Here is a 9,567-nt window from a genome sequence, read left to right as displayed (position 1 = left end):
CTGCTTGACGAGCAGCTTCCTCTTCAAAATTAGGTTGGATTTCTATTTCGTTTTGTATTTTTATTTTTTCTTTTTTTAAATGCTGTTCTTTAATTCTTATTTTATCAGTCTCATATGCATTTCTCATATCCAATGCCATATCTGATAATTTTTTTTCTAAATTCGGATTATTCATACTAGTATAATTCAAAGTCTTAACATATAACTTATACTGATTATCGAATTCTTTCATATATGCATCATATTGACCAATATCAAGACTATCATATTTCATATGTTTCACATTCACTCTTAATTCTTGCTGAATTGTATCAATAATAGTTTGACCTACTTTATCATTCGATAGTTTAATTTCATCTATAGCATTAATAAATGTATTAAATTTATTAATTAAACGTGTTTTTAGCTCTTCAGAAATAATACTTGGCATTCTATTTTTCAATGCTAGATCAGCATTAAAATGTAATAATGTAGCAGTTTCTTGTTCTTTAGCCCATTTTTCATATTTCGAAGAAATTTTAAACACACCTCTTCCAAGTTCAGTTGCATCAGAATTTAGAATTTTATCAACATCATATATAGCATACGTATTTAATCTTGTTTCTATCCTAGGATCTCCTGTAGCAGTCACTTCTATTGTTTGCCATTTATTATTAAAATAAGCACGAATTGCAACATGTGGTTCACCTGTCGAAATTTCACCCTCCACTACATAAGCAGGAATCCCTAACATATTTAACGATCTTGAAGTAGCAATACTAAAACCAGCACACATTGCCAATTTTCTAGAAGGAACTGACATTACACTTGATGCTTTTACATAACTATTCACACCTGGCTGAGTATAAGCATCATAATCATAAGGTATATTATTCGTGATATATTCTATAAGACGTTTCACTTTTTCTTCTTCTGAAACGTCTTCATCAGCTCTAGCAATTTTAATCATTTCGAGAATTTTTTCATCATTTTCCCTATATTGAGCTGTTGTTGGAAAATAGTACTTATAATCTTCTTCAGACACATTCACTATTGACGATTTATAACTATCTAAATACTTTGAAAAACTTGCACCTAAACGTAAATACTGTGTATTAAACGGTATATTATTAACATTAATATTTAAAATGTGACCTAATCCTAATCCATTAGAGTTAAGTATATTTTTTAATCTTACATCAGTTGAAATTGAAAAAGGTGCATGTACCCTCACACCATCATTAATTTGTGCAACAGCTTTTTTTAATAAATTTATATATTCCTCTCTACTGTTTATGATAACATCATTTTCATTAACGATATAAATCGTGTTATTTTTAATAAAATTACCGTTAATAAGAACTAAGTCGGAATTTTTTGGTAACACGCTCTCTAAATCTTTCAATTCAACATACGATTTGTAAAAATTTTCTTCACCTATCTTCCAAATACTTACAGAAGTTTCATTACTTGCTTTTAATTCTAAGGCAATTTTTTGAATACTTTGTTCACGAGTTAACCTACTTTTTGCCATCGTAATATAATCAGGATTATTAACTGTTACTAATGGCTCTACATCTAATTGTTGTGCTTTTACATTAGCATACGGCATTGCTGTCAATAAGCTCGATGATACTATACTTAAAATTATTTTTTTCTTCATAAATACTCCTCCAAATAATCACTTAATAAAATAATATTACCCAAATAAATTTATTTTATTATATCATGTTAATTCAATAAAATATACATTCTTAATGTTTATATTAAGTACCTATTTAAAAATAGAGATATTTTCATCTTTAATTTCTAACATTTTACGATATAATTAAGTTCAGACATTTGATTGATTCTCCTTGTTTATTATTTGGTCATTTTAAACTTATCAGAAAATCAATCATTTGTCTTATTTTTATACGATAGGTTGTAAAATTAAATGCGACACTAAATAAAATAGAAATCTCATATTAACCTCGTGTAAACTGTTAATAACGACAAAAACAATCACGGAGATTAATATGAGATATAACCATCTTACACTAAATAATAGAAATAAGATAGAGGTTTTAAACAAAGAAGGTTATTCTTCTAGAAGAATCGCAAAAATTTTAGGTTGTCATCATTCTACAATTTCTAGAGAATTAAAAAGATGTCAGGCTAACTATCTTGCCAATAGTGCGCAAAAAGATAAAGAAACTAAAGCAACATTTAGGGGAAGAAAAAGTAAAGTAACTGAACAAATGAAGGCAGATATACTAGAAAAATTAAATTCAAAATGGTCACCTGAACAAATAGTAGGAAGTAGATTTAAAGGTAAACTTTGTTTTAAGACAATATATAACTGGATTTATTCTGGAGTTTTAAATTTTTATATTAGAAAACTTAGAAGAAAAGGTAAATCTAAAAAAGCAAAAGAAACAAGAGGCAAATTTAATATAGGTAATTCAATAAGAACAAAATAAATTTCGGTCATTGGGAAGTAGATAAAATTGTTCCTAAAAAAGAAAAAGATATTTTACCACTTTTGTAGAGATGAAAACAAGATTTTATATCGCCATACCCATGAAAGATAGAACGAAAGATTCTATGTTTAAAGCTGTACAGCAGCTAATTAGATCTCTACCAAAAGAAGCAATAAAAAGTTTTACTTCAGATAGAGAAAAAGAATTTGCTTGTTGCAAAGACATAAAAAATTATGGCATAGATTTTTATTTTGCTGATCCTTATTTGGATTGGTAAGAGGTAATAATGAACATTCAAACGAATTATTGAGAAAATATTATCAAAAAAAACAGATTTAGCACAAGTATTCATTAAAGAATTGATTGAAAATTTAGAAGAGCTTAATAGTAGACCTAAAAATGTCTTGACTACAAACTCCTCTTGAAATATTTATGCACGAACTTAGTATGTTATAAGTATAACAGTATTATTTACAATTCATCACTTAAATAAATATCATCATTTTAAAATCATGATTACATTATATTAAAATACAATGGACTGACTCCGACAAAGATTAGAAACAAGTCCATTGGATAAACCAAGATGTATTTATTTTTTTGATTGTTCACCTGCCTGGGAGAAGTTCATAAGGTATTCAATTGATACTTTTCCATTTAATTCTTATTAATTTTATACATCTAGGTTTAAAAAAATTATTATTTAGTTTTATCTTGATATAATTCTTTAGGTGCAACATCGTTATGCGTCCACCAATATAGCGCTTGCGAAGATAATATTGGGGTTTGCTCAACTATTGTTGTCGCAAGAGCAGATTGTTTCAATTTGTGTTGTATTATATCATGTGGTACCATTGCTAAAATATATAATGCAACAAATAGCAATACGTAAACTTCTAATACGCCAAATATTGCACCTAATAATTTATTTATATATTTTAAAATTGGTACATTTGATAAAACATCAAATAGTGAAATAATGATCTGCAATACAATTTTTGTTGCAAAGAAAATTATCGCAAATGCAACAACATTATAATAAGCTTGTTCTAAATCAATGCTATGAAAAATAAATTTAGAAATATCTTCTGGTATTGTCATAAAAGGTATATAATTATAAATTTTTTTAGCTAGCGGTTGATAATACAAATAAGCAATAATATATGATGCAAACATACTTGCAAAATGAATGATTTGTAATAGTAAACCACGTCTAAAACCTACAATAAACCCCATTAATAAACATACTATAATTATTATAGAAAGCATGTATAACTCCTTTTATTGTTTTAATCTCTCTAATTGCGTTTCTAAAAACTCCATTTTTTGTTGTAATTCATCTATTTCACGTTGCGCTAAGACTAAATCATTTGCAAAGTTAACGGCTGTTAAAACTGCACGACGTGTAATATCTAGACTAGGATTCAAACGTGTATATTCAATCATTTGCTTATCTACCATGGCTGCACATTCTCTAATATGTGAAGGCGAAGTATCACCTATAATTGTATATTTTTGATTATCGATGAAAACATTTGTTTTCGTTTTTTGTGTATTATTTGTAGACATGAAAATCCTCCTTCATTAATGTAATCGTTATATTCATTTTACCACACTATCTTTATAATAGAAATACAATTGTATAAGAGTAAACTTAGATGTCTTTTATGATTCATCCACTTTAGTCTTTTTACCTCTTAAATGTTTAATGATAATAATAACAATTATATAAAGAATAACTAGTGCAACTACCCATCCTAAATATTTATGAACAAGTTTAAAAATAATTTCCCATTTAGGTCCAATTAAATACCCTAATGTCACAAAAAATAATACCCATAAAAAACCACCTGCTAATGCATAAGCATGGAAAACACGCGCAGGCATTTTTAAAATCCCCATCACATAACCTGTGACATGTCTAATACCTGGGATAAAATAAGACGCAATAATAATTACATTACCATATTTTTCGATCCATCTCGCGACTTTATCTAATCTCTTATTTGTAATACCTATATAACTTCCATACTTACCTAGTAATACTTGTCCATATCTCCTACCAACTTCAAAAGAAAACCACATACCTATAGCTGTGCCAAAAAATGCTGAAGCAATTAAGATAAAATAATTAGCTTTCCCACTCCAAGCAATATACCCCGCAAAAGTCATCATCGTTTCACCTGGTAATGGCACGGCAATAAATTCCAAAATTAACGAAATAAATAACACAGAATAAGCATGAATTGATAGATAATGAAATATCTGTTGTAAAATATGTTCCATAATTTTCTCCTAAATGGTTATTTAAATAAATCAAGCCAACCTTTACGCTTGAAAAAGAATATCATTCCTACCACAATTAAAATCATAATTGCCCATGTAAAGATATAACCATAATGCCACTTTAATTCTGGCATATAGTCGAAATTCATTCCATAAACTCCGGCAATAAATGTCAAAGGTAAGAATATAGCAGATACCATTGTTAAAATCATCATAATATTATTTGCTTTAAATGTATTATATGAAATGTAATTTTCACGAATATCACCTGTTAGTTCTCGTAATGCTTCAATTGTTTCTGTTTGTTGCACTAAATCATCATAAATATCTAAGAAATATTTACGATCATTTTCTTTTAATTCCATACGTCTTGACATCAACATACGATGCACTAATTCACGTGTTGGTGTGACTGTACGTCTTAAATGCAATAAATCCGCACGTAAATCAAATACTTCGTCCATAATGCGACTACTCTTACGATGGGCATCACCTTCTTCTAATTCATCTAAACGATCTTCTATCGTATATAAGATAGGATAATAATGCTCAACAACTGTATCCATCATCATATGTGCTAAATGAATGGGTACATATTTATCACCGCTATGTGTTAACACTTTTTCACGAGTACGATCAATTGCTTTTAAAGGATCAAAATGTACCGTAACGAGCGCATTTTCAGATAAAAACATATTTAACGATTTATAATCTTCGTTAATATCTGAACTATTTAAAATATGTAATACAAAAAACTGAAGTTGACGTGTAATTTCAACTTTTGGTCGCTGTAATCTTGTAAATGTATCTTCTATTTGTAATTCATGATAATTAAAAAAAGTAGACAAGTATTTTAATTCATCTCTACTAGCATCTTCAAAGTCTACCCAATACCATAAAATATTTGATCCTTTAACTGCTTCTAAAGGCAAATCAGTATGAAGCTGATATTGTTTATCAACTGCTATGATATGAATCATCTAGGCTTCCTCCTTAACTAATTGATACATTAAAATACCTGCTGCTACTGATACATTTAATGATTCAGCACGTCCTCTCATAGGTATATTAATATTTTGGGTTGTTTCTTTAAGAAAGTCTGGATGAACACCTTGTCCTTCATTACCTAAAATTAATGCAAATGATGTTTGCGGTTCTATCTCTGTAATTGACACTGCATTACTTAATGATGTACCGTATAATGCTATTTTCTTTGCTTTAATATCTGCAATGGCATCATGTAAAGATTGCATAATACATGGAATATGAAAATGACTCCCTTGTGCTGCACGTAAAACTTTGTCTTGATAAATATTACAGCTACCTTGTCCAATCACAATCGCATCTAAGCCACAAGCATCAGCTGTACGTATAATTGTTCCCATGTTTCCAGGATCTTGGACAGCATCTAATAATAATATTTTTTTATGATTATTTGTTAGTTTCTCTTCTTTTATGCTACAAATAGCAAAAATACCTTGTGAATGTGTTGTTTGTGACAATGATTTAACGACATTCTCTGTAATTGTATATACAACAATATGGTCTGGCATAGATTTGAGTGTATCAAGTTGTTCAGCTGTACCTATGACAGCTAAAACTAATTCAGGATATTTTAAAGCTTCTTCAACTAAATGATGCCCTTCTACTAAATAAGTTTGGGTTTTTTTAATTTCTTTAGTCGTATGTAATTTTTTCCATTTTTTGATATGCTCATTATTAACTGATGTAATTAACATACACTCACCTCTTTTCTACTTATTCTCTCTATATTATTATACACAAATATTTGTGAACTGTCTTGAAAAGAAATAAAAAACATTTGTTTTTCAAATTTTGATCACTATAGCTCAATTAATTGATGAGGATTGAATATAATTGGCTGTTGCAAATCATATTCACTCGCGACTTCAACAGGTTGCTGCTTTACAAAATAATGACGTGCTAAATCTGCTGGATAAGGTGAATTTAACATACTTTGTACTAGCGCTGTCACATATTGTGAATGACTCACTTCATACATACCCCCTGCAAAACTTGGCACAGTAATTTGACTAAGCAATTGTTTAATTGCTGACAGACCACCTAAACGACCATGTTTTAAACAAACAATATCTGCTAAGCCATGATTAATAAATAATTGAATATTATCGATTGATGTCGCACTCTCATCTATTGCAATTGGCAATGAAATACCGCTTCTTTTAAATTTTTCATAAGTAGCTAAATCCATAAAAGGTTCTTCTAAATAAGCAATTTTATGATGTGCTAATCGTTCTAAAGTCGCAAAATCATCAGTCGTTAATTGTCTATTGGCATCTATTGCAAGCATCACATCGTTTGGAACATAGGAAATAAAATCCATTATATCTTGATGCCATTTTAATTTTACACGAGAATATTTTTTCATTTCTGGAATTAACTGTTGAAACTGTTGTTTATCATTAGTACTCACTGTCATTCCACATATAATCTTAGTTTGTTGAGACAATAGTTGTGCTAAAGATTGTTGTTGTTGAATTGCATAAGCTTGCCACATTAAATAATCCATCGTATCTCGTGCATGGTTCAACGTTAAAATTTCACATAATTGTGCATACCAATTACTATTAATATCAATTTGTTCTAATTGATGACGATATTGTTTCAATTGTTGGTAAACTTGTTGCCACGTTTCTTGTTCATACCAATCCGTTTCAAATGCACTACACTCTGCCCATAATAATTGCCCTTCAAAAGTAGCACGCACATATAATGATGATCGTTTTGATAATTCTACTAATGCTGTTTTAACAGGTACTCGAAACTGTTGATGGCCATAATAAAATTTAATTTGTTGTAAGTGAGACATCATTTCTCCTTATGTTTTAACCAGTCTATCAATTGTGATTTATTTATTTTTAAACTACCCGTTAATGGCAATTGATCAATACTATATAGCTGACGTGGTTGCTTATATTTAGCAAGTAATGGTTCTAAATAAGCTTGTATTTGAGATAAAGTATATTCAACATCACCAGCGTATATAATAACAGGTACTTGTCCCCAAATTTCATCATGTTGTGGCATCACTACCCACTGTGTTTGTGCATCAAAACTCATTAATAATTGTTCTATTTCTCGTGGATAAATGTTTTCACCACCTGAAATAATTAAATCACTTTCTCTTGATACAATATAAAATTGACCTTGTTTATCTTGATAAGCTAAATCACCTGTCGCAAACCAGTCGTCATGTGGTTGTCGATGTAAATAAGCTGGACTTATATTATCACCTTGTAAATAAAGTTGTCCTATCCCATCAATACCAATATTTTGTAATTTAGCTTGTCCAATTAAAGGTCGACCTACAGTTAAAGGATGAGTGATCTCAGTTAATTTAGTTGTCATAAATTGAGAGCAACTTTCAGTTAAACCATATGTTAAATAAATTGGCCATTTATATGCAATTGCCTGTGATAAATCAGTTGAATTTGCAGCTTGTCCACCTACTAATAAACATTTAATCGTTGTTTTTAATGGTAATTGTGTCGCCAAACATTGATGTAACATTAATGGTACTAAAGAGATATAATGACATGGTGTTGTCATCATATCTATCGCATCAAAATGATTAGCTAAATACATCGTCATACCAGTAACAAGCATACGACAAATGATAGATAAACCTGATACATGATACAATGGCATAGCATTATACCATACTTCACCTATTTGAAGATTTAACAATTTATTAGTTGCTTCCACGCTCGCAGCATGATTACCATAAGTTTGTAGCACTGCTTTCGGCTGTCCAGAAGTGCCTGAAGTAAACATAATTGTAAACACTTGATTAAGATCAATTGATGTATATAAAGGCAACCAATCATCACTCATTAAACGCTTCATATCTAATTGCTCAAACATTTGATCTATTTCAAGTGGCTGATCAGTAATCACTTGTGTCACTTCGCTTAAAGATAATTGTTGAGATAGTTCATGAGATGACAAACGACAATTTAAACAAACGACCTCGACATGTAAAAAACTAGCCGCACAAAGTGTGATCACTGTATCTAAATGATTACCACCATATAAACCAATACGCGATTTTTTCTTAATACCTGCATGATACATTCCCCATGCACGACGTCTCGCTAATAAATAAATATCTAAAAAAGTATAACTTTGTTGTGCTGTTATGATTGCTATACTATCTTTATTTGTTCTTAATTGGTGATGTAACCAATTAATTTGCAAATTTTTCTTAGTTTTCATAATCCACTGTCACTTCGATTTCACTCAATTTAATTTCCTGAGAATGATCACTAAATGTTAATTTACCTTGAATATTTAAACGTAATGTCAAACGATCTTGTAATAAACGCACTAAAACAACTTTAATATGACGCTCCCCATTGTCTAATTCTGTACGCTCTAATTTACCATCTTGAAAGAAATTAACTTCTAATAATTTTTCATGAATATGCTCTGGCGTAGCTTTCGGATTAAAAAAATAATCTTTAGCTAATACTTCAGCACGTTGTATAATTGCCTGTCCCATTGACTGTAGAACAGCCACTTCTTTTTCTTCAGCATCATTAGGTAATTCAAGATTTTCTCCACTTAAATGTGCTTCTTTACCAAAATGATATTCTAAATACGCCACAAATTGTTGATGCAATTCTTTTCTCATTTGTTGTACTTCAAACATATTTTCTACTTCAAATAAAGCTAATGTCGTTACTGGAAATTTTTCATTAATCATGATATGACCCCCTAATTTATATTAATTTTAATATACCATAAGTTATATCGTTAGTCATTCCTAAAAAATATAAGTTCCCTTAGTTTAATCAAC

The 9,567-nt window shown here is 29.6% G+C and carries 11 protein-coding genes; 2 read left to right on the top strand and 9 right to left on the bottom strand.

Going from position 1 to position 9,567, the window contains the following annotated elements; genetic code table 11:
• A partial coding sequence (locus AC5EAH_RS04765) for a transglutaminase domain-containing protein (protein ID WP_493493622.1) occupies nucleotides 1-1,642 on the bottom strand: 1,642 nt, incomplete at its 3' end.
• 355 nt (nucleotides 1,643-1,997) lie between these two features.
• Between AC5EAH_RS04765 and AC5EAH_RS04760 the strand changes: the two genes are divergently transcribed.
• Nucleotides 1,998-2,441, top strand: coding sequence for a transposase (locus AC5EAH_RS04760; RefSeq protein ID WP_493493621.1), 444 nt, complete (start codon nucleotides 1,998-2,000; stop codon nucleotides 2,439-2,441).
• 70 nt (nucleotides 2,442-2,511) lie between these two features.
• Entirely contained in the window at nucleotides 2,512-2,718 is a 207-nt protein-coding gene (locus AC5EAH_RS04755; RefSeq protein ID WP_493493620.1) for a hypothetical protein, read from the top strand.
• A gap of 422 nt (nucleotides 2,719-3,140) precedes the next feature.
• Here the strand turns inward: AC5EAH_RS04755 and AC5EAH_RS04750 are convergent, their stop codons facing one another.
• From AC5EAH_RS04750 to AC5EAH_RS04715, 8 genes are all read right to left on the bottom strand, one after another.
• Complete coding sequence (locus tag AC5EAH_RS04750; RefSeq protein WP_493493619.1) at nucleotides 3,141-3,710, bottom strand: CvpA family protein; 570 nt, start codon at nucleotides 3,708-3,710, stop codon at nucleotides 3,141-3,143.
• A gap of 12 nt (nucleotides 3,711-3,722) precedes the next feature.
• Nucleotides 3,723-4,010 carry a cell division protein ZapA gene (zapA, locus tag AC5EAH_RS04745; RefSeq protein WP_493493618.1) on the bottom strand — a complete coding sequence of 96 codons (288 nt, stop codon included), beginning with the start codon at nucleotides 4,008-4,010 and terminating at the stop codon, nucleotides 3,723-3,725.
• A 96-nt stretch (nucleotides 4,011-4,106) separates the two neighbouring features.
• Entirely contained in the window at nucleotides 4,107-4,727 is a 621-nt protein-coding gene (locus AC5EAH_RS04740) for a DedA family protein (protein WP_493493617.1), read from the bottom strand.
• 17 nt (nucleotides 4,728-4,744) lie between these two features.
• Nucleotides 4,745-5,707 (bottom strand): magnesium/cobalt transporter CorA, encoded by a 963-nt coding sequence (gene corA, locus AC5EAH_RS04735; protein WP_493493616.1) that lies wholly within the window; start codon nucleotides 5,705-5,707, stop codon nucleotides 4,745-4,747.
• Nucleotides 5,708-6,466 carry a TrmH family RNA methyltransferase gene (locus AC5EAH_RS04730; RefSeq protein ID WP_493493615.1) on the bottom strand — a complete coding sequence of 253 codons (759 nt, stop codon included), beginning with the start codon at nucleotides 6,464-6,466 and terminating at the stop codon, nucleotides 5,708-5,710.
• 104 nt (nucleotides 6,467-6,570) lie between these two features.
• Nucleotides 6,571-7,578 (bottom strand): enolase C-terminal domain-like protein, encoded by a 1,008-nt coding sequence (locus AC5EAH_RS04725; RefSeq protein ID WP_493493614.1) that lies wholly within the window; start codon nucleotides 7,576-7,578, stop codon nucleotides 6,571-6,573.
• Entirely contained in the window at nucleotides 7,578-8,984 is a 1,407-nt protein-coding gene (gene menE, locus AC5EAH_RS04720) for an o-succinylbenzoate--CoA ligase (protein WP_493493613.1), read from the bottom strand. The genes AC5EAH_RS04725 and menE overlap by 1 nt, the downstream gene beginning before the upstream one ends.
• Nucleotides 8,974-9,474: a hypothetical protein gene (locus AC5EAH_RS04715; RefSeq protein ID WP_493493612.1), complete on the bottom strand. Its 501-nt coding sequence runs from the start codon at nucleotides 9,472-9,474 to the stop codon at nucleotides 8,974-8,976. Before AC5EAH_RS04715 ends, menE begins: the two co-directional genes overlap by 11 nt.
• Between the last annotated feature and the right edge of the window lie 93 nt (nucleotides 9,475-9,567).

Source organism: Staphylococcus sp. B1(2026), assembly GCF_058895785.1.
The sequence above is the reverse complement of the archived record's forward strand: the minus strand, read 5'-3'. Positions and strand labels throughout refer to the sequence as shown.

What these genes read in the sequence shown, in the direction of transcription:
- AC5EAH_RS04715 (WP_493493612.1), bottom strand. Translation starts at nt 9,474, where the DNA reads ATGATTAATGAAAAATTTCCAGTAACGACATTAGCTTTATTTGAAGTA.
- AC5EAH_RS04740 (WP_493493617.1), bottom strand. Translation starts at nt 4,727, where the DNA reads ATGGAACATATTTTACAACAGATATTTCATTATCTATCAATTCATGCT.
- AC5EAH_RS04725 (WP_493493614.1), bottom strand. Translation starts at nt 7,578, where the DNA reads ATGTCTCACTTACAACAAATTAAATTTTATTATGGCCATCAACAGTTT.
- AC5EAH_RS04760 (WP_493493621.1), top strand. Translation starts at nt 1,998, where the DNA reads ATGAGATATAACCATCTTACACTAAATAATAGAAATAAGATAGAGGTT.
- AC5EAH_RS04755 (WP_493493620.1), top strand. Translation starts at nt 2,512, where the DNA reads ATGAAAACAAGATTTTATATCGCCATACCCATGAAAGATAGAACGAAA.
- zapA (WP_493493618.1), bottom strand. Translation starts at nt 4,010, where the DNA reads ATGTCTACAAATAATACACAAAAAACGAAAACAAATGTTTTCATCGAT.
- AC5EAH_RS04730 (WP_493493615.1), bottom strand. Translation starts at nt 6,466, where the DNA reads ATGTTAATTACATCAGTTAATAATGAGCATATCAAAAAATGGAAAAAA.
- menE (WP_493493613.1), bottom strand. Translation starts at nt 8,984, where the DNA reads ATGAAAACTAAGAAAAATTTGCAAATTAATTGGTTACATCACCAATTA.
- corA (WP_493493616.1), bottom strand. Translation starts at nt 5,707, where the DNA reads ATGATTCATATCATAGCAGTTGATAAACAATATCAGCTTCATACTGAT.
- AC5EAH_RS04750 (WP_493493619.1), bottom strand. Translation starts at nt 3,710, where the DNA reads ATGCTTTCTATAATAATTATAGTATGTTTATTAATGGGGTTTATTGTA.